This window comes from Kitasatospora brasiliensis (assembly GCF_032654805.1).
GTDB lineage: Bacteria > Actinomycetota > Actinomycetes > Streptomycetales > Streptomycetaceae > Kitasatospora > Kitasatospora brasiliensis.
The window spans coordinates 208,415-234,288 of sequence record NZ_JAUOOW010000003.1; the positions used below are offsets into that span (position 1 = coordinate 208,415).

A 25,874-nucleotide genomic window follows, 5' to 3' on the forward strand; every position below is an offset into this window, starting at 1 on the left:
CGTGACGTGCCGCCCCGAGGAAGGTCTCCCGCATGAACCACTCCAGTCGCTCCTCCCACCACAACGCCGGCTCCCGCTCTTCCGCCGGCTCCCGCTCCGGTGGTGGCTCCTTCTACGGCGGCCGGCCCGCCGGTGGCCGGCGCTCCTCCGGACGGAGCGCCCGTTCGGGATCGTCCCCGGCGGGAGAGTTCGCGATGCCGGTGAGCACCACCGCGGCGTTGCCGGCCGTCGAGTCCTTCGACGAACTGGACATGCCCAAGGCGCTGCTGTCGGTGCTGACCCGCCAGGGCGTCACCACGCCGTTCCCCATCCAGGCCGCGACACTGCCCAACTCGCTCGCCGGTCGCGACGTCCTGGGACGAGGCCGCACCGGCTCGGGCAAGACCATCGCCTTCGGCCTCGCCGTGCTGGCCCGCACCACCGGGCGCAGGGCCGAGCCGCACCGCCCGCTCGCCCTGGTGCTGGTCCCCACCCGTGAACTCGCACAGCAGGTCACCGACGCCCTCACCCCCTTCGCCCACGCGGTGCGCCTGCGCCTGGCGACCGTGGTGGGCGGGACGTCGATGAGCCGCCAGGCCTGGATGCTGAACCGCGGGGCGGAGGTCGTGATCGCCACCCCGGGCCGCCTCAAGGACCTGATCCAGCGCGGTGACTGCCGACTGGACGAGGTCGCCGTCACCGTCCTCGACGAGGCCGACCAGATGGCCGACATGGGCTTCCTGCCCCAGGTCACCGAACTCCTCGACCAGGTCGCCGAAGGCTGCCAGACGATGCTGTTCTCCGCCACCCTGGACCGCAATGTCGACCGCCTGGTCCGCCGCTTCCTCAAGGACCCGGTCACCCACTCGGTGGACCCCTCCGCCGGGGCGGTCAGCACCATGGAGCACCACGTCCTGCACGTGCAGAACTTCGACAAGAACGCCACCATCGCCCACATCGCGTCCCGCGACGGCGGGGTGATCATGTTCACCGACACCAAGGACGGCGCGGACCGCCTGGTGCGGGACCTGCTCGCCAGCGGGGTGAAGGCCGCCGCCCTGCACGGCGGCAAGTCCCAGCCCCAGCGCACCCGCACCCTGGAACAGTTCCGCACGGGCCAGGTCACCGCGCTGATCGCCACGAACGTCGCCGCCCGGGGCATCCACGTCGACGGGCTCGACCTGGTCGTCAACCTGGACCCGCCGGCCGACCACAAGGACTACCTGCACCGCGGCGGCCGCACCGCCCGGGCCGGCGAGTCCGGCACCGTCGTCACCCTGGTGCTGCCCAACCAGCGCCGCGCGATGGCCCGCATGATGGCCACGGCCGCCATCACTCCGGTCACCACCAAGGTCAGCGCCGGTGACGAGGAACTGGCCCGGATCACCGGCGCCCGCGTGCCCACCGGAATCCCCACCGTGATCCCCGACCCCGTCGTCGAACGGCCGCGCCGCAACCCCGCCGCGAACCGCGGCCGGCGCGGCCGTCCCACCCGCACCGTCGGCGACACGCGCGCCACCTCCAACCGGGAGAACCAGGGCTCCGCCCGCCGCCGGGCCCCCAAGCGCGTCGCGTAGCACCCCGGACCCGGCTCCCGGCGGAGCCAGAGGTCCAGGCCGGCGAGGTCGACCACGCGGTCACCCATTCAAGACGACACACCGTGCGGAAGATCGCCATCCGTATCCGGGGGGGTAGTCGGCCTTGATCCGTCCGGGCCACCCCGTCCGGTCAGCGGCAACGCGGGACGGACCGCGGCGGCCGGCGGAGGCCGGGTGGGAGCCCTGGGGGCCATGGCTGGTCGCGACGGAGCCTTTGAACGGGTGTCGGGTGGCCGACGTTGTCCTTGAGGGGCGGGCGAAACGGCCCGCTGCCGCCAGGGCCGCAGGTCGAGGGGGCCTGCGGCAGCGGCCGGCCGTCGGCGGCCTCAGGACAACCAGCCCGCACGGGCCGCCAGCACGCCTGCCTCGAAGCGGCTGCGGGCGTCGAGACGCACCATCAGACTGGAGACCGTGCGCCGAACCGTACGGAGCGACACTCCGAGCTTCTTGCCGATGGCCTCGTCCGTGTTGCCGCTCGCCAAGAGGTACAGGAGCTCGCGGTCGCGGCGCGAGAGTCCGACCGCGTCGGGTCCGTCGTGCTCGTGCCAGGGCATGCCGCTGTCCCAGTACTGGGAGAAGAGCGCGTGCAGGGCTTCCACCACGCCTCGGCTGCGAACCTCCAGAGCTCCCTGCTGTCCGTCCGCAGGGTCGATCGGAACCAGCGCGACCTCACGGTCGACGATGACCATCAGCATGGGAAGGCTCGGCGCGGTCCTGGACTCTCCGCCCAGCGTCGCGAGCCAGCGGACGTACTCGTGGGTCGCCGGGTCGTTCCGGAAGCTGTCCTGGTACATGGTGCGCAGGGTGACGCCGCGTTCCAGCGCCAGCTGGTCGAGGGGCTTGCTCGATTCCAGGGCTTCGGGGCGCTGGGCGCCGCCGGGGAAGAAGGACAGGCATTCCGTGTGCGCGGTCTCGGCGAGTTGCTGGAGCCGGAGGCGTACGGCGTCCAGGCCGAACAATTGCTGCACGACCTCGGGGGCGTGGCTCTGACGGCCGAACTGGCTGATCAGCGCGGTCACGGAGGATCGCGCGGTGTCGAGCTGGCGCTGCTTGGCGCCGACGTCCAGGGCCATCTTGTTCAACAGCAGGCCGAGCCCGATCTCGGGACTCACCGTGAGGAACTGCCCCTCGCCGGAGGCGGGATGGAGGAGGCGGAGGTCGGAAAGGTCGTCGAGGGCGTCGCGCACCGCTCGTTCCGGCAGGTTCAGGTGTTCCGCGATCTGTGACAACCCCCAGGCCGGCTGGGCGAGCAGCAGTCGGTAGACCGCTTCGACGTTCGATTCCAGCCCTAGCGCCGTCAGCACCAGTAATTCCTTCCGCGGAGGTTGTGCGTGCCGCCCTGTGCCGTGCGCATGGTTGTGGAGATGGAGCGCCGAGATCTCGGCCAGGGCGGGGTCTGCGAGGGAATAGTAGCTGCTACCTGCGGAAACGCACCTGGATGGGACCTTCGTCACGCTGTCCCGCCCAGCGGCCCGGGCCGGGACGGGGCGATCACCGGCCATGGGGGTATGTGGTCGGCGGGAATGGTGGAGGCAGGGGGGGAGGCCCGGAAACGGTCCTGATGCTCGGCGATGGGCTTCAGTGCCGTCGCCGGTCGGGCCGAGCTCCTGGGTGGCAAAGCCAGGGCGGCCGGCTCGGCCGTCCCTTCGCGGGGCTCGGCCGGGTCGTGGTGCGGACCCGGTGGCACGATGCTGCCTGCCCGGGGGTGGTCACAACCTGCCAAACCAGAGATCAGCGGGGTGGACCGGCCGCGCCTGCCGAGGTCACATCCGGCCTGGCCGGTTCATGCAAGTCCGAAGGTACTGACAGCGGCGCGATCCGGAAGCCAGTATTCCTTCCGGCGGCATCAGGACGGCGCATCGAACCTCCGGCCGGCCGCGCAAACCCCGATCCCGTTCTCGGAAGGAACACCTGTGAGAATCGCCCGATTCGTTGCCGCCCCCATGTTCGTCGCCGCTCTCCTGGGGACCCTGCTGAGCCTTCCGGCCACGGTCGGAACCGGTGACGACACCCGCGCCGCCGCCGTTGCCACGACCGAGCCGTCGGCGCAGCTCGTCGCGGGTGCGCCGAGCACGCTCGACGGCTTCGGCTGGGCCTGACAGCCGGCTGATACGCCGAGCGCCTTCATGTACGCGGTCGTCGTTGCCGTCAAGGCTCCGGCCGGCAAGGCGGAGACCTGGATCAACAGCCAGTCGTTAGCCGACGCCTTCTGGGCGCACGCGGAGAAGGACGACGGCCTGGAACACGTGCGGATCGCCTGCACCGCCGGTCGGTTCTCCGCGGTTCTGTTCACCTGTGGCGAGGACGAGACCAAGGCGGCCGCGTCGGCCCTGGCCCTTTGTTGGCGCTTGCTGATGGTCGTGCCCTTCCTGGCCGGTTGGTCCATCGATTCCTGCGCCGTGCCCGCCGCCGCCCGCTGACCGCCGCGGACGGACGGCTCCCCCTCCCGCGCAGGCCTCGGCACCGCAGTGGGACTCGACCGGAGGAAAACGTGAACTCCCTCAATTCGCTGAACTCGCTGACCGTTTGCGCCCCGGACCCGGGCGACGCGCCGACGGTCTCCGTCCCCGTCGACCTGCTGCGCCTCGGAGAGTCGCCGCGTCAGGGCCAGCTGGACGACTCGTACTGCCGGGTGCTCGCGGCTGCCGGGGACGCCCTGCCTCCGGTCGTCGTGCACAGCCGGACGATGCGGATCGTCGACGGGCACCACCGTGTGCGCGCCGCCGTCCTCGGTGGTCGGCGGGAAATCACCGCCACGATGTTCGAGGGCACGGCCGACGAGGCCTTCGTGCTGGCCGTGCGGCTGAACACCGTGCAGGGCCGCGGGCTGCTCCTCTCGCGGAGCGACCGCACGGCCGCCGCGGCGCGGCTCGTGGCGTCGCATCCCCACTGGTCGAACCGGATGATCGCGTCCCTGACCGGCCTGTCGGCCGGAACGATCGGACGCATCCGGGGGCAGCTGCACTCCGAGGTCGGCGCTGCGGGAGTGCGCGTCGGGAAGGACGGGCGTGCGCGGCCGATCGACGGTTCGAGCGGCCGGATGAAGGCGTACGAGTTGCTCATGACCGATCCGACGGCGTCCATCCGTGACATAGCCCAGCGGGTCGGAGTCTCCCCGTCGACCGTCCACGACGTGCGCAAGCGCGTCCAGGCAGGCGAGGAGCCGGTGCCGCGGCGGCGGTGCAGCCAGGCGGCGGAGGCCGTCGAGCCCGAGCGGGTGGTCCCCGCGCGGCCGCGGCCCGAACCGGAGCGAGACGTACCCGCCGACCCCGCGGCGATCATCGAGACCCTCACCAGGGATCCGTCGCTGCGCTACAACAGCATCGGCCGCCGGCTGATCCGCTGGCTGGACGGGTGCCGCCGCGGAGTGGCCGAGTGCCCCGACATCGCCGACCGGATCCCCTCCCACAACATCGACCCGGTGGCGACGCTCGCCCGCGAATACGCCTATGCCTGGCTCGACTTCGCCACCGCCCTGGAGGACCGGACGCGCGCCGACGTCTGAAGACGGCTCCGCACACTCATTGTCCGTGGTGCCGTTGCCAATCTCCCCGCGGTCATTTCCGCAGTCCGCCGGGTCCACTACCGGAAGGGTTTTCAGTGGCTGACATGAACGACGTTTTCGCCGAGGTGGAGGAAATTCGGGCCACCCTCCCCGAACGTCACCTCCTGCGCGACGAGATCGAACTGAAGGAGCTTTCCCGAAAGCTCGGGTCCTCGCGCTCGCTGCGCCGGGTGCCGGCGGTCCAGGCATTCCTGGAGGACCTGGACGTATTCAAGCCGGGAGCTCGGCTGGAGGCCACCAAGGCGCACATCAACAACCAGCGGGACAACCATATATTCTCGCTCTTCGACGCGTCCTACTTCCCGCGGCTGAACCTCGACCTCCTCACCTACGAGACGCTGCCGACGGATCCCTACCTGGCCGAGCGGTACGCGAGCAACACGATGCCGGTCAACATCACCGGAAAGACCTCCGGGTTCGATTCCCGGGTCGTGGTGGCGCTCTTTCCGGAGAACCACATCGACGGCATCCAGCAGCCGGACGACCTGATCTTCTACTTCATCGACAAGTTCCTTGAGCGCCACAACCGCGTCACCCGGCTCCTCATCGACGAGGTGATGGCCCCGGGGAGTTTCCCGATGATCCAGGGCGCTCCGGACCGGAAGATCGAGCAGGCCTCGTCGTGGTGGGTGCGGCTGCACGAGTACCACCACCGCCACGGCGACATGCCCATCCCCGACTTCCTCCCGACGAAGAAGGCGAAGCCGCTGGCCGGACTGGAGGAGCTGCGGGTCGACGTGTCCGGCATGCTCGCCTGTCTGCACGACACCCAACTGCCGCGCCAGGAGGCCATGGCCGCGTACGAGTTCATCCTCGCGGAGCGCCTGCTGCGCTACGCGGTGGAGGGGATCCCGCGGCCGAACTACGACGCGGTCGCCTCCCAGCTGCTCTTCAACTACCTGGAGGGCAATGGCGGGATCGGTCTCGCCGGCGGGCGCATCGAGCTCTCGTCGAAACTGCCGGAAGTGCTCCGTGAATTCCTCTCGGAGATCGAGGGGATCGAATCGGGGATTCACACGGATCCGGTGGAGGACGTGAAGCAGCGCCTGCTGGACTTCACCAACCGGTACACCGACTACGATCCGGAGTCCCGTGACTACCGGCACATTCCGTATTTCGCCGAGATCAAGAGCCGGCTCGGTGTCTGAACGTCCCACCAGTGCCCGCGGCGTTCGACCGTGCAGTGCAGTCGATCACGCGGCCGTGTCGGTGCTGGCATCATCGGGAAAACGTCCCGTGTGCGAGCGTAATATTCTGGAGGAGAAGTCGTGAGTAGCGAAGCCACGGCACCGCGTCGAGGTGCGGACACGGTGGGGAGCAGTGCGGAGAACCCGTACGACTTCCTCGGTATCGGGTTCGGCCCCTCGAACCTGGCTCTCGCGGTCTGCGTGCGCGAAGAGAAGATTCCGCTTTCCGGTCTCTTCGTCGAGCGCCGTGACGGCGTCGCCTGGCATCCCGGAATGCTCATCGACGGGGCGCGGATGCAGATCTCATTCCTGAAGGACCTGGTGTCCCTGCGGAACCCGGCCAGTGCCTACTCGTTCCTCCAGTACACCAAGGAAAAGGGTCGCCTGGAGCGGTTCGTCAACCTCAACGAGTTCCGCCCCACGCGGATCGAGTACGACGACTACCTGAAGTGGGTCGCCGGCGACTTCACCGACCAGGTCCGGTTCGGCACGCAGGTGAACCGGGTGACGCCGGTGACGGCGCCGGGCGACGACACCCTCTCGCTCTTCCGGGTCGAGACCGAGGACGTCGCCACCGGGCGGCGTACGGAGTTCTATGCGAGGAACGTCGTCCACGCGGGCGGCGGCCGGCCGAGCGGGCCGCAGGGTGTCGCCGGGCTGCGGTCCGTGGTGCACTCCAGCGAGTTCCTGACCCGCTTCCCGTCGCAGTTCCCGGACCGCGACGCCCCGCACCGCTTCGTGGTGGTGGGCGGCGGCCAGAGCGCGGGAGAGATCGCCGAGTACCTCCTCGGGCACTATGACCGGGCCGAGGTCCACATCGTCGTCTCCGGCTACACGCTCCAGCCGACGGACAACAGCCCCTTCGTGAACGAGCAGTTCTACGCCGGCAGCTCCGACGCGTTCTACCACCTGGCGCCGGAGCACCGGACGGTCGTCGCGGCCCAGCTGCGCGACGCCAACTACGGGGTGGTCCGCGAGGACCTCCTCGACCGGCTCTTCAACACCGACTACCTCGATCAGGTCAAGGGGCGCCGTCGGCTGCACATCCACGGCTTCGGCCGGCTCTCCGACGTCCGCCAGGACGGGGACGCTCTGGTCGCGACGGTCGACGGCCTGGAGCACCAGGCGGACGTGGTCCTGCCGTGCGACGGGGTCGTGCTGGCCACCGGCTACGACCGGTCGCTCGACCCTGAGATGTTCGCGGACGTCCTGCCCCTGCTCGTCGACGAGCAGGGGACCGGCGGGGTCTCGCTCCAGCGCAGCTACCGGGCCCGCACGGCCCCCGAGCTGCGGGCCGGGCTCTACCTCCAGGGCTTCGGGGAGGGGCAGTTCGGCTTCGGCGACACGCTGCTGTCGCTGCTCCCGTTCCGCTCCAAGGAGATCGCGGACGACCTTGCCGCGGGGAGCCCCGCCGCCCGGATCGGCGGATGCCCGGTGATGTCGTCGTCCGCCGAGGCGGCCGCCACCACCGGTGCCGCCTTCACTTCCGCGGCGCACTACCCGCCGGCCTGGTACCTGGAGCACGACTCCGACAAGCTCTACGCCCTGATGGAGCGCTTCCGCTTCGCCACGCTCGTCTCGGCGCGCTCGGCGGACGAGCCGCTCGTCACCCATCTCCCGTTGATCCTCGACCGCTCCCGCGGCGACAAGGGCGTGCTCTTCGGTCATCTGGACCGGGCGAACGCGCACGCGGACCTCGTCGACGGGCGGCGCATGCTCGCGGTCTTCCACGGCCCGAACTCCTACATGCCGCCGTCGGTCTTCGAGAGCGACCCGCTGCCGACCTGGAACTCCATGTCCGTCCACGTCCGCGGCCGGGTGCGGATGATCGAGGACCGGGACGCACTGATCCGCGGCCTGATCGGGATCGCGGAACACTCCGAGTCCGACAACAGGCTGCGTGCCGACGACCCCCGCATCGACCGGATCATCGGCGGCATCATCGGCTTCGAGATCGAGATCGACGAACTCGTGGGCCGGTTCAAGCTCTCCCAGGACCGCGACGAGACCGACCGCAGGCACGCGGCGGTGGCCCTGGCCCGCGCGAGCGAGAGCGGCGAGCGGGACTTCATCGAGTACGCGGTCGGGATCAGCCTGATCACCGAGGACGACCCGCGCGACCTGACGGCGCGCTCCCTCTCCCCCCTTTCCCTTGGAGGCACCCATGAGTGACATGACAGCAAACGCGGAGCGGTACCTCGTGGTGCGCAATGACGAGGAGCAGTACTCGATCTGGCGCGCCGACCGGGAGCTGCCGAACGGCTGGCAGGCCGTCGGCGATGCCGCCGCGAAGGACGTGTGCCTGAACCGGATCGAGGAGCTGTGGACGGACATGCGTCCGTTGAGCCTGCGGACCTTCATGCAGGTGAACCATGGCTGAACTGCTGGACGTCAGCACGAACGCGTCTCCGATCTTCACGCTCTTCGACACCGAGACCGTGGACGAACTGACCCGGGACCACATCCTGCGGCTGGCGGTCGGAGTCCTCGGCGCGGTGCGGGTGCGCGGATTCGGTTCGCCGGAGGAGTGCGCCGAGATCATGGAGGGGCTGGACCACCGTGAGTTCGGCGCCTACGACGAGAACCTGATCTTCCCGCCCATCGCCAAGATCGGCCCTGCCGCTTACGACTTCTACGGCGCCCACACGCTGACCGACGACTACTGGGACGTCGCCGCCGACGCCCGCCGCCTGCGCGGCAAGCTGTACCGGGGAACCGATCCGATGGACCTGGCGGTCGAGCGGATCGGCCGGGCGTGGGGCGACGGCGTCGAGCCGGCGCGGTCCAAGGGCCGTGAGCTGTTCTCCGGGATGATCCGAGAGATCCACAACGGCGCGAAGCTGCACTTCGACGAGATCGTGCGGGAGTTCCCGGGCGTCCTCGACGAGACCCCGGCCAGTTTCCTGACGCTCAACTGGTACCTCTCCATGCCCGAGCAGGGCGGCGAGACCCGGGTGTACCGCCGCCGGTGGAAGCCCACCGACGAGCCGTACCGGGACGGCTACGGGTACGACGAGCAGGTTGTCGCGGAGGAGCCGGTGGCGGTCGTGCGCCCGGAGGCCGGCGATGTGGTGATCTTCGATTCCCGCAACCTCCACGCGGTCAACGGGATCTCCGGTGAGGGCCGTCGGGTCAGCCTCTCGTTCTTCCTGGGCGTGACCGGACGCGGCCCGCTCCAGGTCTGGTCCTGACACCACCACCCGTGAGCGGAGTGATCACATGCAACTGAGCCAAGAGCAGGTGCGGCAGTTCCGCACCCAGGGCTTCCTGATTCTCGACCAGCTGTTCAGCGCCGAGGAGACGGAAGCCCTCCAGGAGGCGTTCCGCCGGGACGCCCTGGTACCCGGAGAGCAGCGCGTCCTCGAAAGCGACGGGGGTGAGGTCAGGGCCGTCTACGCCTCGCACGTGCGCCAGCCCGAGTTCGCCGGCCTGATCCGCTCGCCGAGAGTCCTCGACCCGGTGCGCCAGCTCCTCGGCGGCGAGGCGTACATCTACCAGTTCAAGATCAACGCCAAGCCGCCGTTCTCCGGAGCGGGCTGGTCGTGGCACCAGGACTTCGCGGCCTGGCAGATGGCCGACGGGCTGGAGCAGCCGAAGCTCGTCAACGTGGGCGTCTTCCTCGACGAGGTCAACGAGTTCAACGGGCCGGTGATCTTCTGCCCGGGGTCGCACCGCGACGGACTCGTCAAGAAGACCCCGGCCGGGGGCCCGGCCGCCTCCGAGCAGCACGTCGACCCGGAGGACATCGCCCTCACCCCGGCCGACATGACCGGTCTCGTCGACCGCCACGGCCTGGTGAGCGCGAAGGGGGCCGCGGGCACGGTCGTCCTTTTCGACCCCGAGATCGTGCACGGCTCGGCGCCGAACATGGCGCCCTACCCGCGGCGCCTGCTGATCGTGACGTACAACGACGTCACCAACGTGCCCCACCCGGCCGTGCCCCGCCCCGAGTACGTCGTCGGACGCGACACCGCCCCGTTGCGGACGACCGATCAGGAGATCCTTCCGGTCATGGAGGTCATGGCATGAGCATCGGACGCGCCGTCGTGCTGACGGAGTTCGGCCGGCCGCTGGAGCTGCGGGAATTCCCGGTCCCGCCGGCACCGGAGGGCGGGATGATCGTCGCGAGCCGCTACGGCGGCGTGTGCGGCACGGACCTCCACCTCCAGCAGGGGCACCTCGATGTGCCCACGCCCCTCGTCCTGGGGCACGAGGGGCTCGGAACGGTGCACGAGCTCGGCACCGGGGCCACGGAGGACGTCAACGGCACGCCCCTGCGGGTCGGCGACACGGTGATGTGGGCCTCCTCGATCGCCTGCGGGGTCTGCGTGCCGTGCCGCATCCACCGCGAACCCACGCTGTGCGAGAACCGCCGCACCTACGGCGTCAACCGGCCGACGGACCAGGAACCGGGCCTGTCCGGATCGTGGGCGCAGTACATCTGCCTGCGGCCCGGCACCACGGTCGTGAAGGTCCCCGACGGGGTCGACCCGGTGGCCGCGATGGCCTTCGCCTGTGCCGGTCCGACCATGGTGCACGCCTTGTTCGAGCGTCGCCCGGTCAGGGTCGGGGAGACCGTCGTGGTCCAGGGCAGCGGCCCGGTCGGCCTGGCCGCGGCGGCGCTCGCCCAGCTCTCCGGGGCCGGGCGGGTGATCCTCGCCGGCGGGCCCGAGCAGCGGCTGGCCGCGGCCGCCGCGGCCGGCATCGGCGACCACCACGTCAACGTGGTGGAGCGGGAGGACCGCGCCGCCGCCCTCGCCGAGGTCGTCGAGCTGACCGGCGGCCGCGGTGCGGACCTGGTCATCGAGGCCACCGGCGTTCCGGGCGCGATCGACCAGGGACTGCGGCTGGCCCGGCGCGGTGGCTCCTACCTGGTGGTCGGCCAGTACACCGACAGCGGGGACGCGACCATCAACCCGCACCAGATCGTCCTGCGTCAGCTCGACGTGGTGGGGTCCTGGGCGTTCACCGGGGCCCACCTGGTGGAGTACGTCGCGCTGCTGCCCGCACTGGTGCGGCGGTTCGACCTGGCGCGGCTGGTCACCAGTTACGCCCTTGAGGAGCACGGTCGAGCCCTGGAGGACATGGCCGCGGGCACCGTCATGAAGGCCGTGCTCGTCAGCTGAGCCGGTCCCCCCGCCGGACCGCAGCCACCCTTTCGCAGCCCAATCACGGCCGCGGCGCGGTGCCGCGGCCCGGAACGAGGGAAGACCCCATGGCGACCCCGCCGAGTCAATTGCAGTACTGGTGTGACGTGTTGGCCGACCTCCCGGAAGGGATCGAGATTCCGGGTCTGCGCCGGGCCGGTGACCCCGGCCCGGCGCAGACGGCCACGGCCGAGCGCCCGCTGGACGCCGCCCTCGGCGAGGCCCTGTCCCGCCTCGCCGAGGACACGGACACCGGCGTGTCGACAGTGCTGACGGCCGGTGTCGCCGCACTGCTCGTCCTGATGCGGGCCGGAGGGGACCTTCCGCTCGGGGCCGCGTCGCCGGACACGGCGCCGGGAGCCCGGGTGCTGCGCATCGCGGGCTCCGCCGGGACGGACTTCCGATCGCTCGTGGCGGCGGTCCGATCGCAGGAGCGGAACGCCGCCGGACAGGACGGCATCCCGTTCGAGGACCTCACGGAAGCCGTCAATGCCGCCCGGGACGCTCCCGGCGTGCCGCTGTTCCAGGTCGGTGTGGCGGTGGACTGCGCTCCTCCCGTGCACATCCCCGGAACGGCGGCGCTGTGGTTCTCCTTCGAGACCGAAGGCCGGGAGCCGGGTGAGGGCCCGCTCGTGCGGCTCACCCGGCCCGTCGCCGCCCTCGACGAGGACGACGCCCAGCTCCTGTGCGACCGCTTCGTGTCGGTGCTCGCCCAGGCCGTGCGCGAACCCGCCGCCACGCTCGACACGATCGACTGCCTGCTGCCCGGCGAGGTCGCCGCACTGATCGGCACCGGGCCCCGCGGCGTTCCTCCGCAGGGCCCGCTGGCGAGGTGGTTCGAGCGGCAGGCGGCTCTCCACGCGGAGGCCGTCGCCGTGGTCGACGGCCCCAGGCGGTTGACCTACGGCGAGATCAACACGCGGGCGAATCGCCTCGCGCGGGCACTCGTGTCGGCGGGAGCGGGCCCCGAGCGCGTGGTGGCCGTCGTGCTGCCGCGCTCGGAGCTGTCGGTGACGGCCTTCCTCGCGGTGCTGAAGACCGGAGCCACCTACCTGCCCGTCGACCCCGAACTGCCCCCCGAGCGGGTGGCCCTGATGCTGGAGGACGCGGCCCCGGTCGTGGCGGTCGTGGACGCGGCCGGCGCCGAACTCGTACCGGCCGCGGGCCCGGCGGTCCTGGTGCTCGACCCGGACCTCTCCGCCTGCGCCGCACAGTCCCCGGCCGATCTGTCCGACCCGGAGCTGACCGCGCCGGTGGGGCCGGGGACGCCGGTCTACCTGCTCTACACCTCCGGTTCGACGGGCCGGCCCAAGGGCGTCCTGATGACCCAGGAGGCCGTCCTCAATCTGATGGCCTGGCACCTCGACGAGCTGCCCAGCGGACCCGGCCGGGTCACCGTCCAGTTCACCTCCGTGAGCTTCGACATCTCCGTCCAGGAGATGCTGTCCGCCCTGCTGTCGGGCGCGACGCTCGCGATCGTCCCGGAAGAGGTGCGGCGCAGCCCGCAGGACTTCGCGCCCTGGTTGGAGGAGCACGGCGTCACCGACCTGTTCGCCCCCAACGTGGTGATCGAACTGCTCCTCCAAGCGGCGTCGGAGCAGGGGCGGGCCCTGCCCGCCCTGGCCCATGTGGCGCAGGCCGGTGAGGCGCTCGTCCTCAGCGAGACGCTCAGGGGGTTCTTCCGCGCCGTGCCCGGCCGGCGCCTCCACAACCACTACGGTCCCACCGAGACGCACGCCGTCACTTCGTACGTGCTGCCCGCGGACGTGGACGCCTGGCCCGCGTCGGCCCCGGTCGGCGCGCCGGTCTGGAACACCTCGGTCTATGTGCTGGACGATGCCCTCCGGCTCGTTCCCCCGGGCGCCGCGGGGGAGTTGTACGCTTCCGGGGTCTGCCTGGCCCGCGGCTACTCCGGCCGTCCGGCCCTGACCGCGGAGCGCTTCCTGCCCGACCCGTACGGTCCGCCCGGGTCCCGGATGTACCGGACCGGCGACCTGGTGCGCCGACGGGCGGACGGCCTCCTCGAATACCTCGGCCGGACCGACAACCAGATCAAGATCCGTGGCATGCGCATCGAACTCGGAGAGGTCGAGGCGGCTCTTCGCGCGGCCCCCGGAGTGCGGGACGTCGTCCTGGTCACCGCGGGGGAGGGCGTCGACCGGCGGATCGACGCCTACCTCCTGCCCGCACCGGGGGTCGACCCCGGCAGCCTCGGGGCCGCGACCCGTGCGGAGCTGCGCCGCTCGCTGCCGCCCGCGATGGTTCCGGCCTCCTTCACCGTGGTCCCGGCGTTCCCGCTCAACTCCAACGGCAAGGTGGACCGGCGGGCCCTGCCCGCTCCCGCCCCAGCCGGTACGGCGGACACGGACCCGCCCCGCACCGAGGTCGAACGCCGGCTCGCACGGATCTTCGCCGACGTGCTCGGCACGCCGTCGGTCGGAATCCGGGACAGCCTCTACGACCTCGGCGGCCACTCCCTGACGGCGGCCGAGCTCGCCGTACGCGTCCGCAAGGAGTTCCAGGTCGAACTCGGCCTCGGCGACGTCCTGGGCAACCCGTCGGTGGTCGAACTGGCAGCCCTGCTCTCGCTGGTGGAACCGGCCCGGCCGCCAGTGGTCCCGCGCGGCGACGACGGTCCGGCGCCGGCCTCCTTCGCCCAGCAGAGCCTGTGGGTCCTGGACCAGTTGGAAGGTCCCGGCCCCCGCTACAACGAGCCGCTGGCCCTGCGTCTGACCGGAAGCCTCGACGTGCCGGCGCTGCGCTCGGCGATGGCCGACGTGGTCGAGCGGCACCACGTCCTGCGCACGGTGCTGACGATGGCGGACGCCGGGATCGAACAGCGGGTGCTGACCGGGCCGGACGCCGTCCCGCCGTTCGCGGACGTGACGGTGACACCGGCCGAGCTCGAAGCCGCGGTGCTGGCCGCGGCCCGCGAGCCGTTCGACCTCGTCGCCGACCTGCCGGTCCGCAGCACCCTGTTCCGCCTCGGCGGGGACGAGTACGTCCTGCTCGTCGTCATGCACCACATCGCCTGTGACGGTGTCTCGCTCCAGCCGTTCCTGCGTGACCTCGCCGCCGCGTACGGCGCCCGCGCCGGCGGTGGTGCGCCCGGCTGGGAGCCGCTGCCCGTGCAGTACGCGGACTACGCGGTCTGGCAGCGCGACCTCTTCGCGGACTCCGGGAACGGCATGCCCGACGTGCTGCGCAAGCAGTACCGGTACTGGGAGGCGCGGCTGGCGGCTCTGCCGCCCGCGATCCCGCTGCCGCTGGACCGCGAGCGGCCCGCGCTCCGTACGGGCGCCGGAGCCGCGGTGTCCCTCGCCGTGGGGCCGGACGCGCACCGCGGGATCCGCGCCCTCGCCCGGAGCCGGCGGGCCACGACCTTCGCGGTCGTCCACGCGGCCCTGGCCGCGGTGTTGGCGGACCGGGGCGCGGGCGACGACATCGTGGTCGCCGCGGTGGTGTCCGACCGCGGCGCCCCCGTCCTGGACGACCTGGTGGGCTTCTTCGTCAGGACGCTGGTCCTGCGTGTCGATGCTTCGGGGGAGCCCGACTTCGCCGCCCTGCTGGACCGGGTGCGGGACTGCGACATCGCGGCGTTCGCGCACCAGGACGTGCCCTTCGAGCACGTCGTCGAACTGGTCAACCCGGCCCGCTCGCTGTCCTGCCACCCGCTGGCCCAGGTGATGCTGGCGTTCCAGGTCGAGGAGACCGAGCCGCCTCGGTTGACGGGGCTGACGGCCGCGTTCGAGCCGGTGGAGCTCGGCGTGGCCAAGTTCGACCTCTGCTTCAAGATGGTCGAGCGGTTCACGCCCGCCGGGGAGCCCGCGGGTGTCGTGGGAACGCTCGAATACGCCACGGACGTCTTCGACCCGGGGACGGCTGAGGCCCTGGCCGCCGACCTGGTCCGGGCCCTGGAAGCCGCGGCGGGTCCGCGGTAGGCGACGACCGGGCCTTCCCCCGCGCACGGAGCCCGCGTCGGCGTGATCCACACCGGGTGATCCGCACCGGCATCGCGAACAGCCCGGCGAGCGGGGGCCCAGCGCCGTTCGGCCGTCAGCGGCCGGGTCGGCGTCCACCCGCCGGTGGTGTCCGGGCCGGCGCCGGGCACGGGCTTGGGGCGCTCGGCACGACCCCCACGCGCAAGGGCCGGGGGCCACGGCGTCCAGCCGTGGCCCCCGGCCCTTTCCGTACCGTGTGCCGAACCCCGTCAGGTCCGGGTCGGCTCCGCCCGCCGGTGGCCGAGCTCGCGAACGACCTCGTCGAGCACCTCGCGGGCGGCGGTGACGGGGAAGAAGTGGCCGCCTTCCACCATGCGGGTGCGGAACGCCCCCGCGGCCCACGGGTGCCACGCCTCGCAGTGCCCCTCGGGTGCCGTCTCGTCGTGGAGCCCGCCGAGTGCCGTCACCGGCACGTCGACGCGCTCGGCCGGGGAGACCTCGCGGTGGCACGAGGCGAACAGCCGCAGGTCCGCGCGCAGGGTGGGCAGGAACGTCCGCAGGAACTCGGTGTCCGCCAGGAGTTCGGCCGGCGTGCCCTGCCACGCGTTCAGGTGGGCGAGCAGCTCGTCGTCCGTCGGTTCGTGCGACGGCCCGCTCACCAGGTGGGGCGGGAGCGCCCCGGCGACGAACAGCGCCAGCTGGTCGGAGGTCGAGCCGGACAGGCGCCGGGTGACCTCGCGGGCGACCAGGGCGCCGGTGCTGTGCCCGAAGATCCCGAAGGGGCGGTCGGCGTGCCGCAGGATCTGTTCGGCGATCCGGTCGGCCAGCGCGGCGACGTCGGTGAACGGGGCCTCGCCGAAGCGTTCTTCACGCCCGGGGGTGAGCACCGCCTCGATGCGCAGGCCCGCCGGAGCGGCGGAGGTCCAGGCCCGGTAGGCCCCCGGTCCGGCCCCGGCGGCCGGGATCAGGTAGAGCAGGAGATCGCCGTCGCCCTCGGTGAGGGGCTTCAGCCAGCGGTCCGGGGCGTCCTGGCCGATCTTGGCGGTGATCGGTCCCGCCTGTGCGCGCAGCAGCGCGACGAACCGTTCGTCCAGGGTCGCCGCCGGTCCCGCGAACCGGAGCTCGCCGGTGGAGTCCACCCAGAGCCGCACCTGGCGGCGCCGGGCCTCACCGATCAACTGGTGGGCGAGGAATGACATGAGGTCCCATCCGTCGTTCGTTGGTCCTGGGGTCAGGAGCGGTCGGTCACTCGGCCTGGTCGGGCAGCGTGCGCATCCGGGCCACGGGCACCCACAGCAGCGGCAGGACGCTCAGCACGCCGCCGATGACTGCCAGCCAGAGCGCCGGGCGCAGGCCGATCCAGGTGCCGAGCGCACCGGCGACGAGCGCGCCGGCGGTGCGCACGCCGTTGATGAGGCTGAGGTAGGCGCCCTGCACCCGGGACCGGTAGCGGTCCGGGGTGAGCGCCTGCTGGATCGAGGAGCCGGCGATGTCGCAGAGCATCAGTCCCATGCCGGACAGGAGCTCGGCCACCACGACCAGGCCGAAGGCGATCCACTTGTCCTCGGTCCCGAACGGGACCAGGGCGAGCGCACCGGGGAAGACGACCGAGCCGACGATGAACGTCAGGCCGATGCCGATGCGCTTGCTGAACCAGCCGGTGACGAACGAACCGAGCAGCGCGCCGATGGCGCCCAGCCCGAGGGCGACCCCGATCATCCCGGGCGTCAGGGCGAGCTCACGCGAGATGAAGAGCAGGAACAGCGTGAAGTAGACGGTGTAGAAGAGGTTGAGGAGGCCGCCCGAGAGGAACTTGGCCCTCAGCACGGACGTCCGGAGCACGAAGCGCAGGCCGTCCTTGATGTGCGAGTCCGAGGTCTTCTTCGTGGGCTCCGGTTCCCGCACCGATATGGACCGCAGCAGCAGCGCCGAGCCGAGGAAGGACACCGTGTCGGCGACCAGGGCGGCGGGCGCGGAGACGAGCTGGACGAGCATGCCGCCCAGTCCGGGGCCGGCGACCCAGGAGAAGGAGAAGCTGCCGCGGGTGAGGGAGGTGCCCTGGACGTAGTCCGCGCGGTCCACCAGCGCGGCGAACAGGCTGTTGCTCGCGACGTTGAACAGCATGCCCAGCGTGCCCGTCACGAAGGCGACCAGCCACAGCTGGGGGAGCGTCAGGGAGCCCAGCGCGTAGGCGACCGGCACCGACAGCAGGGCGACGGCCCGTCCGACGTCGCAGAGGATCATCAGCTTCCTGAGCCGGCCGTACCGGTCGACGAACCCCCCGGTGTGCAGGGCGAAGAGCAGATTGGGCAGTGAGGCCAGCGCTCCGAGGAAGCCCATCTGGGCGGGGGACGCGTCCAGGGCGAGGACGGCTGTCAGGGGGAGGGCGATGGTGGAGACCTGATCGCCCAGGAAGGAGATCGTCTGGGCGGTCCAGAACCGCCGGAACGCGATCTGGTGCAGCAGTTTGGGTAGGCGGTCCATCAGCAGAGCGGCCATCGATACCCATTTCAGTTGTGATGTGACGACTGCCGGCGCTATTGCGTCCGGCCGTGCGGGGGCCTCGGACACTCTAGCGGCCGCATACCAACGGATCGCCCCGGTGTTCGACTGAACAGATTGCTCCATCGAACACCGGATATTCTCTCGCTGGCGGCAGAAGAAAAAACGACGAAGAATTCGAGGGGCTGTGCTGCAGGAGATTTCCGCTCTTACCGATCCGCTTCTCTACTCCCACGGCGACCCGCACGCGGTGTGGCGCAGGCTGCGGCAGGAAAGTCCCGTCTCCTGGCACGAGTACGGTGAACACGGCGGCTACTGGGCCGTCACGACCCACGCCGAGGGCCTCGAAGTCCTCACCGACTGGGAGCGCTTCACCTCGACCAAGGGGATTTTCCTCCGACCCAATTTCCGGGACCCGTACCCGGGCGCCGGAAAGATGATGGCCCTCAGCGACCCGCCGCGACACGACCAGTTGCGCCGGGCGATCATGGGGCTGTTCACCGTCAGGGCCATCGCCGTGATGGAGGAACGCACCCGGGACGTCGTCCGGTCCGCACTGCGGGGCGTCGTCGAGGCGGGCCGCTGCGACTTCGTCAAGGACATTGCGGCACGAATACCGCTCGCCGTTTCCGCGGAACTCCTCAGCATTTCCATGGATGACGTGGAGATGCTGGCCAAGGTGACCACCGAAGCGGCCGAGAATTCCACCGACCTCGGCGGTGTGGAGGCTCAGCTGGCGCATTTCGAGATCCTCCGCCACTATTCCGAGATCATCGAGGAGAAGCGCCGCAACCCCGGCCGGGACCTGGTGTCGGCACTGACCCGGGCCCAGGCCGAAGGCCTCGACATCACGGACGACGAGGTCATTCTGACCTGCGACAACGTCATCGTCGCGGCCAACGAGACCACCCGGCAGGCCGTGGGCGCGGGCATGCTGGCGCTCCTGGAGAGCCCGGAGCAGTGGCGGGCGCTGCGCGCCGGCGAACTGCGCCTCAAGACCGCCGCGGAGGAGTTCCTGCGGTGGACCGCCCCGGTGACCCACATCCTGCGCACCGCGCAGCGGGACACCGAACTGAACGGCGTGCGGATCCGCGAGGGCGACGCCGTGACGGTCTGGCTCCCCTCCCTCAACCGGGACGAGAAGGTCTTCGACCAGCCCGACTCGTTCCTGCTGGACCGCAAGTCCAACCACCACGTCGCCTTCGGCGGCGGAGGCCACTTCTGCATCGGCGCGAACCTGGCGCGGCTGACCATCCGGGTCATGTTGGAGGAACTGGCCCAGCTACCGGCGGACATCGAGGTGTGCGGAGAACCACGACGCATCGCCTCCTACATCCTCGGGGGACTCACCTCCCTTCCGCTCGAATTCCGTCCGCACTGACCACTGACAACAAGGGGAGACTGGGCCGACTATGACCGCAGCGCGCGAACTGCTGGAACGGCTGACCGCGGACGGCATCCAACTCTGGGTCCAGGACGGGCGCCTGCGCTTCCGTCCGACCGGCGCCCTCACGCCCGAGGGGATCGCCGAACTGCGCACGCACAAGGACGAGGTCGTCCGACTGCTGTCGCAACCGGCCGAGGAGGCCGGACTGTTCGACGGGCCGAGGCCGGACGACCTGCCGCTGTCGTACGGGCAGGAGAGCCTCTGGTTCCTCGACCGCCTCGGTCTGCAGTCCAGTTACAACGTGGGCAGCGTCCTGCGGATCGAGGGGGACCTGAACGTCCCCGCCCTGGTGAAGGCCCTCGACGAGGTCGTGCGCCGGCACGAGGTGCTCCGCACCCGCTTCCACGAGGCCGATGAGAGCGTGGTCCAGGTGGTGCTCCCCGAGGAGCGGATCCAGCTGGAGCGGGTGGACCTCGGCGACACGTCGGCCGAGGAGCGGGAGACCGCCGTCCAACGGCACCTCGACCGGCACTTCGCGACGCACTTCGACCTCGCGCGGGACCGCCTGTTCGCCGCGCAGCTCCTGCGCCTGGACGACACCACCCACGTGCTCGCCGTCAACGCCCAGCACATCATCGTCGACGGTCCCTCGATCGGCACGATCTTCACCGAGATCAAGGACCTCTACGAGGCCTTCCGCCTCGGCCGGCCCTCGCCGCTGCCGGAGCCGCCCGCGCACTACGCCGACTACGCCGTGTGGCAGCGCGGCCCGGCGGTCGCCGAGGAGCACGCCCGGCAACTGGAGTACTGGCGCGAGCGGCTGGAAGGCGCCCCGGAGGGCCTGGACCTGCCGCTCGACCACCCCCGCGGCGAGGTCACCGACTTCGCCGGAGCGTCGGTCGGCTTCGCGCTGTCCCCCGAGCTCTTCGCCGGCCTGCGCGAGGTGGCCGCACGCCACTCCGTGACCCCGTTCATGGTCCTGCTCGGCGCCTTCCACACCCTGATGGCCCGCTGGTGCCGCCAGGACGACGTCTGCGTGGGTACGCCCGTCGACTGCCGCGCCCACCCCGAGACGGCCGACATGGTCGGCTACTTCGCCAACACCGTGGTGATCCGCGCGGACCTGGCCGGCAACCCGCCCTTCAGCCGGCTGCTGACCGGGCTGCGGGAGAGCGTCGTCGGCGCCTACGACCACCGCCAGCTGCCCTTCGACCGCCTGGTGGCCGCGCTCAAGCCGGGCCGCAGCCAGGCCCGCCATCCGCTCTTCGACGTGATGTTCTCCTACCAGGGCCGACAGGACTTCGACCTGGCGGACCTGGACGTGACCTTCGTCGACCAGCCGAGCACCACCGCGAAGTTCGACCTGTCCCTCTTCATGGCCGAGACCGGGGACGGGCTGTTCGGCAGCTTCGAGTACGCCACCGCGCTCTTCGAGCGGGCGACCGTCGCGGAGCTGTCCCGACTGTTCCTGCGCCTGCTCGAAGGCATCGTGGCCGACCCGGACGTCCGGATCCTCGACCTGCCGCTGCTCACCGCCGCCGAGCGGCCGGAACTGGTGTCCGGCGGGGTGGCCGGAGCCCTGCGGGGCGGGTCCCTGGCCGACTGGTTCGAGGAGCGGGCCCGTTCGGCCGGCTCCGCGGTCGCCGTCGCCGACGGCGGGCGGAGCCGGACCTACGGAGAACTGAACGCCAGGGCCAACCAGTTGGCCCGCGCCCTGACCGAGGCGGGGGTCGCCCCCGAGCGCGTCGCCGCGGTCCTGCTGCCGCGGGGAGAGGAGGCCGTGACGGCCTTCCTGGCGGTGCTGAAGACCGGCGGGGTGTACCTGCCGATGGATCCCGCGCTGCCGTCCGAGCGCCTCTCCCTCCTCCTGGCCGACGCGCGGCCCACCGTCGTGGTCACCGATGCCGCGGGGGCGGAGCTGCTGGCGGGGCACGACGTCCAGGTGATCGTCCTCGACCCCGAGCTGTCGGTCTGCCGGGAGCGGAGCACGGCGAATCCGCCCGCCGCCGCCGTCACCGACGCCACCCCGGCGTACCTGCTCTACACCTCGGGTTCGACGGGGCTCCCCAAGGGCGTCGTCATGACCACGGGCGCCATGCTCAACATGATGGAGTGGCACTTCACCACCCTTCCGACCGGCCCCGGTCGGACCACCGCCCAGTTCACCGCCCTCAGCTTCGACGTCTCCGTCCAGGAGATGCTCTTCACCCTGCTCGCGGGCGCCACCCTCGCGATCGTCCCGGAGGACCTGCGGCGCGACCCCGAGCGCTTCGCGCTCTGGCTGGACGAGCAGCGGGTCACGGACCTGTTCGCGCCGAACGTGGTGCTCGAACTGGCGGCCCGCGCGGCCCTCGCCGACGGACGCACCCTGCCCGCCCTCAAGCACGTCGTGCAGGTCGGGGAGGCCCTCGCTCTGAGCGACACCCTGCGGCGCTTCGTCGACGCCGTGCCCGGTCGCCGGCTGTACAACCACTACGGCTCGACCGAGGTCCAGGTCGTCACCTCCTACGAGATGCCGCCCGGCATCAGCGGCTGGCCCGAGGTCGCACCGCTCGGACAGCCCGTGCGCAACACGGTCGGGTACGTTCTCGACGAGGCGCTGAACCTCGTTCCGTCCGGCACGGTCGGCGAGCTGTACGTCGCCGGTGCCTGCCTCGCCCGCGGCTACTTCGCCCGGCCCGCTCTGACCGCGGAGCGGTTCCTGCCCGACCCCTTCGGCCCGGCCGGTTCGCGCATGTACCGCACCGGCGACCTGGTCCGCCGACGCCCCGACGCGGGCCTGGAGTACCTCGGCCGGACCGACCACCTGGTCAAGATCCGCGGCATGCGGGTCGAACTCGGCGAGACCGAGGCGGCCCTGCGGCTGCACGAGGCGATCCACGACGCCGTCGTGCTCGCCCACGCGGACGCGCTGGGCTCCCAGCGGCTCACCGCGTACATCGTCCCGGTCGACCCCGACCGGGCTCCGGCCGCGGTCGAGCTGCGCGCCTGGCTGGCGGACCGCCTGCCCGTCCAGTCCGTTCCCTCCGGGTACGTGGTGCTCGACGCGCTGCCGCTGAACCGGCACGGCAAGACCGACCGGAACGCCCTCCCGGCACCGGGCGACGAAGGGACGGACACCGGTTCGTCCTACGTGGCCCCGCGCAGCGGCGTCGAGGAACTCGTCGCCGAGATCTGGCAGGAGGTCCTGAGGACGGAACGGGTCGGCGCGCTCGACGACTTCTTCGCCCTCGGCGGTCACTCGCTCCTCGTCTCGCAGATCCTGGCGCGCGTGCGTCGGAGCACGGGCGCGGACGTGTCCGTGCGCGACTTCTACGCGCGGCCGACCGTCGCCAGGCTCGCGGAACTGATCGCCGCGTCCGGCGGCGTCCCCGATGTCGTCCTCCCGCGCCCGGTCGGCGAGCCCGCCCAGGCGTCCTACGCCCAGCAGCGCATGGTCTTCCTGCACCTGTTGCAGCCCGAGGGCGGCCTCTACAACGTCCAGGTCCCGTTCGCGCTGCGCGGTCCCCTGGACACCGCGGCCCTGGGCGCCGCACTCGACGAGATCGTCAGGCGCCACGAGGTGCTGCGCACCACCTTCGACCTGGCGGGGGAGACCATCGTCCCGGTCGTGTCCGAGACCGCCGTGTGCCCGCTGGAGATCGTCGACGTGAGCGGCGCGGCGGACCCGGACGCCGAGGTGCGGGCACTGCTGCGGCACGAGGGCGAGACCGGCTTCGACATCACGGCCGGTCCGGTCCTGCGGGCCAAGGTCGCCCGGACCGCGCCGGAGGAACACCTCCTGGTCATCACCGCGCACCACATCGTCATCGACGGCTACTCCGTGGCCGTGGTGATCGACGAACTCGTCGCGCTGTACGAGGCGTTCCTGCGCGGCGAGCCCTCCCCGCTGCCCGAGCCGGTTCTCCAGTACGCCGACTACGCGGCGTGGCAGCGCCGCAAGCTGCAGGGCTCGTCCCTGCGCGACCACCTCTTCTACTGGAAGCAGTACCTGGCCGGCACCCCGCACACCATCGAGCTGCCGACCGACCGGCCCCGCCCCGCCGTCCCGGACTTCGCCGGCGACTGCGTCAACCTGCGGATCGACGCCGGGCTCACCGCCCGGCTGCGGGCCCTCTCCGGCCGCAACAGGGCGACCATGTTCATGATCACCATGGCGGCGTACAGCGCCCTCCTGCACCGGCTGAGCGGCCAGGACGACCTCTGCGTCGGCTACTTCTCCGGCAGCCGCGGCAGCGTGGAGATCGAGTCCCTGATCGGGCTCTTCGTGAACACGATCCCGGTCCGCTCGCGCACGACCGCCGAGCAGACCTTCAGCTCCCACCTGGAGCGGATCAGGGAGTCCGTGCTGCTCGGCGACGCCCACCGGGAGCTGCCCTTCGAGCTCCTCGTGGACGAGGTCCAGCCCGACCGCGACGTCTCCCAGCACCCGATCTTCCAGGTCGCCTTCAGCTACTACGCGATGTCCCCGGAGGAGACCCGGACGACGGCCTCCGGACTGCGCATCGCCCCGTCCGGCAACGGGCCGGAGGCGTGGCTCGCGAAGTTCGACATGACCCTCTACCTCACGGAGACCGAGGACGGCGGGATCTCGGGCGACCTGGAGTTCGCCACCGCGCTGTTCGACCGGTCCACCGTCGAGCGGTTCGCCGAGTACTTCGTCCGGCTCCTCGACCACATCGCCGGGGCACCGGACACGGCACTGGAGGAACTGCCGCTGCTCGGCGACGCCGAACGCCGGCTGCTCCTCGACGGCTGGAACGACACCGCCGCCGAGGTGCCGACGGCCACGCTGCCGGACCTCTTCCAGCGGCAGGCGGCCCTCGCCCCGCGGCACCCCGCCGTCTTCTTCGAGGACACCTCCTACACCTACGGCGAGCTCAACGCCGCGAGCAACCGGCTGGCCCGCCACCTGGTGTCCCTGGGCATCGGCCCCGGCGACTTCGCGGCGATCTCCCTGCCCCGCACCGCCGAGATCGTCGTCGCGGTCCTCGCCGTGCTCAAGTCCGGTGCCGCGTACGTGCCGGTCGACCCGTCCTACCCGGCCGACCGCATCGCTCTGATGCTCGACGACGCCGCCCCCGCGATCGTGCTCACCTCCGAGGAGGCCCGGACCCGGCTGCCGGTCGACGGCACCGCCCACCTGGTCCTCGACGAGCCCGTCACCCGGGCGGGCATCGCGGCGCAGGCCGACCACGACCTCACCGACGACGAGCGCAGGGCCCCGCTGAGCCGGCTGCACCCGGCCTACGCCATCTACACCTCGGGATCCACCGGCCGACCCAAGGGCGTGGTGGTGGCGCACCGCAGCGTGGCCAACCTGGCGGCCTGGGCCGGCGAGACCTTCGACGGCGGACAGCTGGCCCGCGTCCTGGCGGCCACCTCGCTCAACTTCGACGTGTCCGTCTTCGAGATGTTCGCCCCGCTGCTGACCGGCGGAGCGGTCGAGATCGTGCCGTCCCTGCTCAGCCTCGCCGACCCGCCGGCGGGCCCCTACAGCGCCTCCCTGCTCAGCGGCGTGCCGTCCGCGCTGGCGCAGATCCACGGCGCCGGCGGCCTCCAGGCCAAGGCCGGCACGGTGGTGATGGCCGGCGAACCGCTGTCCGCCAGGGCCGCCAACGACATCTCCGCCGCCGTGGGCGCCGACCTGACGGCCAACCTCTACGGACCCACCGAGGCCACCGTGTACGCCACGGCCTGGTTCTCCAGGGACGGTGTCACCGGAGCCCCGCCGATCGGGCGACCGCTGCGCAACACCCGGGCCTACGTGCTGGACGCGGCGCTGCGGCCGGTACCGGTCGGGGTGGTGGGAGAGCTCCACCTCGCGGGGGAGGGACTCGCCCACGGCTACCTGCACCGCGCCGGCCTCACCGCGGACCGGTTCGTCCCGGACCCGTACGGAGCGCCGGGGAGCCGCATGTACCGCACCGGTGACCTCGTCCGGTGGACGCCCGAGGGCGAACTGCTGTGCCTCGGCCGGGCCGACCACCAGGTGAAGGTCCGCGGACACCGCATCGAACTCGGCGAGATCGAGGCCCACCTGGCCGCCCACCCGGACGTGGACCAGGCCGTGGCCGCCGTCCGCGCGACGGCCGACGGAATCCAGCGCATCGTGGCGTACGTCGTCCACCGCAACCCGGTCCCCGCCGACGGCCTCAGGGAGTACCTGGAGCGCAGGCTGCCCGCCTACATGGTGCCCGGTGCCTTCATCGAGCTCGACGAGGTCCCGCTGTCCCTGAACGGCAAGGTGGACCGGTCCAAGCTGCCCGAGCCGCCGGACGTGCCCGGAGACGAGGGCGACTTCGTCCCGCCGGTCACGGAACTGGAGAAGGAACTCGCCGGGATCTGGGCGGACGTCCTGTCCCGGGACCGGGTGGGACTGACCGACAACTTCTTCGCGCTCGGAGGGCACTCGCTCCTCGTGACGCAGCTGAGCATCCGCATCCGCCGGAGCATGGGCGTCGAGATCAACCTGCTCGACATCTACACGACCCAAAACCTGGGTGAACTCGCCCAGAACATCGCCTACATGAACGAAACGGCGCGCTGACCGGCCGCTTGGAAGGAG

At 71.4% G+C, this 25,874-nt stretch carries 16 protein-coding genes; 13 read left to right on the forward strand and 3 right to left on the reverse strand.

Going from position 1 to position 25,874, the window contains the following annotated elements; genetic code table 11:
- Positions 1 to 32: 32 nt before the first annotated feature.
- Positions 33 to 1,556: a DEAD/DEAH box helicase gene (locus tag QWJ13_RS13515; protein WP_316524200.1), complete on the forward strand. Its 1,524-nt coding sequence runs from the start codon at positions 33 to 35 to the stop codon at positions 1,554 to 1,556.
- A 347-nt stretch (positions 1,557 to 1,903) separates the two neighbouring features.
- Here QWJ13_RS13515 and QWJ13_RS13520 read toward each other — a convergent pair whose 3' ends face one another.
- Positions 1,904 to 2,881 carry a helix-turn-helix transcriptional regulator gene (locus tag QWJ13_RS13520; RefSeq protein ID WP_316524202.1) on the reverse strand — a complete coding sequence of 326 codons (978 nt, stop codon included), beginning with the start codon at positions 2,879 to 2,881 and terminating at the stop codon, positions 1,904 to 1,906.
- Between the two features lie 609 nt (positions 2,882 to 3,490).
- On the opposite strand from QWJ13_RS13520, the gene QWJ13_RS13525 reads away from it, so the two are divergent.
- From QWJ13_RS13525 to QWJ13_RS13570, 10 genes are all read left to right on the forward strand, one after another.
- Positions 3,491 to 3,676: a hypothetical protein gene (locus QWJ13_RS13525; RefSeq protein ID WP_316524203.1), complete on the forward strand. Its 186-nt coding sequence runs from the start codon at positions 3,491 to 3,493 to the stop codon at positions 3,674 to 3,676.
- A 27-nt stretch (positions 3,677 to 3,703) separates the two neighbouring features.
- Positions 3,704 to 3,997 (forward strand): hypothetical protein, encoded by a 294-nt coding sequence (locus QWJ13_RS13530; RefSeq protein ID WP_316524205.1) that lies wholly within the window; start codon positions 3,704 to 3,706, stop codon positions 3,995 to 3,997.
- A gap of 71 nt (positions 3,998 to 4,068) precedes the next feature.
- On the forward strand, positions 4,069 to 5,082 hold the full coding sequence (locus tag QWJ13_RS13535; protein ID WP_316524207.1) for a winged helix-turn-helix transcriptional regulator: 1,014 nt from the start codon (positions 4,069 to 4,071) through the stop codon (positions 5,080 to 5,082).
- A 104-nt stretch (positions 5,083 to 5,186) separates the two neighbouring features.
- Entirely contained in the window at positions 5,187 to 6,290 is a 1,104-nt protein-coding gene (locus QWJ13_RS13540; RefSeq protein WP_316524208.1) for a DUF6421 family protein, read from the forward strand.
- A 120-nt stretch (positions 6,291 to 6,410) separates the two neighbouring features.
- The gene (locus QWJ13_RS13545) at positions 6,411 to 8,501 is read left to right on the forward strand and encodes a SidA/IucD/PvdA family monooxygenase (protein ID WP_316524209.1); all 2,091 of its coding nucleotides are present in this window, start codon (positions 6,411 to 6,413) and stop codon (positions 8,499 to 8,501) included.
- Between the two features lies 1 nt (position 8,502).
- Positions 8,503 to 8,709, forward strand: coding sequence for an MbtH family protein (locus QWJ13_RS13550; protein WP_316524210.1), 207 nt, complete (start codon positions 8,503 to 8,505; stop codon positions 8,707 to 8,709).
- The gene (locus QWJ13_RS13555; RefSeq protein WP_316524212.1) at positions 8,702 to 9,520 is read left to right on the forward strand and encodes a 2OG-Fe(II)-dependent halogenase WelO5 family protein; all 819 of its coding nucleotides are present in this window, start codon (positions 8,702 to 8,704) and stop codon (positions 9,518 to 9,520) included. Before QWJ13_RS13550 ends, QWJ13_RS13555 begins: the two co-directional genes overlap by 8 nt.
- Before the next feature lie 28 nt (positions 9,521 to 9,548).
- Entirely contained in the window at positions 9,549 to 10,358 is an 810-nt protein-coding gene (locus tag QWJ13_RS13560) for a phytanoyl-CoA dioxygenase family protein (RefSeq protein WP_316524213.1), read from the forward strand.
- Positions 10,355 to 11,455 carry a zinc-binding dehydrogenase gene (locus QWJ13_RS13565; RefSeq protein WP_316524215.1) on the forward strand — a complete coding sequence of 367 codons (1,101 nt, stop codon included), beginning with the start codon at positions 10,355 to 10,357 and terminating at the stop codon, positions 11,453 to 11,455. The genes QWJ13_RS13560 and QWJ13_RS13565 overlap by 4 nt, the downstream gene beginning before the upstream one ends.
- A gap of 89 nt (positions 11,456 to 11,544) precedes the next feature.
- Positions 11,545 to 15,417, forward strand: coding sequence for an amino acid adenylation domain-containing protein (locus QWJ13_RS13570; RefSeq protein ID WP_316524217.1), 3,873 nt, complete (start codon positions 11,545 to 11,547; stop codon positions 15,415 to 15,417).
- A 269-nt stretch (positions 15,418 to 15,686) separates the two neighbouring features.
- Here QWJ13_RS13570 and QWJ13_RS13575 read toward each other — a convergent pair whose 3' ends face one another.
- Positions 15,687 to 16,616, reverse strand: coding sequence for a thioesterase II family protein (locus tag QWJ13_RS13575; RefSeq protein WP_316524220.1), 930 nt, complete (start codon positions 16,614 to 16,616; stop codon positions 15,687 to 15,689).
- 46 nt (positions 16,617 to 16,662) lie between these two features.
- Positions 16,663 to 17,916 carry an MFS transporter gene (locus tag QWJ13_RS13580; RefSeq protein WP_316524223.1) on the reverse strand — a complete coding sequence of 418 codons (1,254 nt, stop codon included), beginning with the start codon at positions 17,914 to 17,916 and terminating at the stop codon, positions 16,663 to 16,665.
- A gap of 190 nt (positions 17,917 to 18,106) precedes the next feature.
- On the opposite strand from QWJ13_RS13580, the gene QWJ13_RS13585 reads away from it, so the two are divergent.
- The gene (locus tag QWJ13_RS13585) at positions 18,107 to 19,300 is read left to right on the forward strand and encodes a cytochrome P450 (RefSeq protein ID WP_316524225.1); all 1,194 of its coding nucleotides are present in this window, start codon (positions 18,107 to 18,109) and stop codon (positions 19,298 to 19,300) included.
- A 31-nt stretch (positions 19,301 to 19,331) separates the two neighbouring features.
- The gene (locus QWJ13_RS13590; protein WP_316524227.1) at positions 19,332 to 25,856 is read left to right on the forward strand and encodes a non-ribosomal peptide synthetase; all 6,525 of its coding nucleotides are present in this window, start codon (positions 19,332 to 19,334) and stop codon (positions 25,854 to 25,856) included.
- Positions 25,857 to 25,874 lie beyond the last annotated feature (18 nt).

Excerpts from the sequence above, each read along its gene's own strand:
- QWJ13_RS13515 (WP_316524200.1), top strand. The coding sequence starts at position 33 with ATGAACCACTCCAGTCGCTCCTCCCACCACAACGCCGGCTCCCGCTCT.
- QWJ13_RS13540 (WP_316524208.1), top strand. The coding sequence starts at position 5,187 with ATGAACGACGTTTTCGCCGAGGTGGAGGAAATTCGGGCCACCCTCCCC.
- QWJ13_RS13575 (WP_316524220.1), bottom strand. The coding sequence starts at position 16,616 with ATGTCATTCCTCGCCCACCAGTTGATCGGTGAGGCCCGGCGCCGCCAG.
- QWJ13_RS13580 (WP_316524223.1), bottom strand. The coding sequence starts at position 17,916 with ATGGCCGCTCTGCTGATGGACCGCCTACCCAAACTGCTGCACCAGATC.
- QWJ13_RS13555 (WP_316524212.1), top strand. The coding sequence starts at position 8,702 with ATGGCTGAACTGCTGGACGTCAGCACGAACGCGTCTCCGATCTTCACG.
- QWJ13_RS13565 (WP_316524215.1), top strand. The coding sequence starts at position 10,355 with ATGAGCATCGGACGCGCCGTCGTGCTGACGGAGTTCGGCCGGCCGCTG.
- QWJ13_RS13570 (WP_316524217.1), top strand. The coding sequence starts at position 11,545 with ATGGCGACCCCGCCGAGTCAATTGCAGTACTGGTGTGACGTGTTGGCC.
- QWJ13_RS13590 (WP_316524227.1), top strand. The coding sequence starts at position 19,332 with ATGACCGCAGCGCGCGAACTGCTGGAACGGCTGACCGCGGACGGCATC.
- QWJ13_RS13550 (WP_316524210.1), top strand. The coding sequence starts at position 8,503 with ATGACAGCAAACGCGGAGCGGTACCTCGTGGTGCGCAATGACGAGGAG.
- QWJ13_RS13560 (WP_316524213.1), top strand. The coding sequence starts at position 9,549 with ATGCAACTGAGCCAAGAGCAGGTGCGGCAGTTCCGCACCCAGGGCTTC.
- QWJ13_RS13530 (WP_316524205.1), top strand. The coding sequence starts at position 3,704 with ATGTACGCGGTCGTCGTTGCCGTCAAGGCTCCGGCCGGCAAGGCGGAG.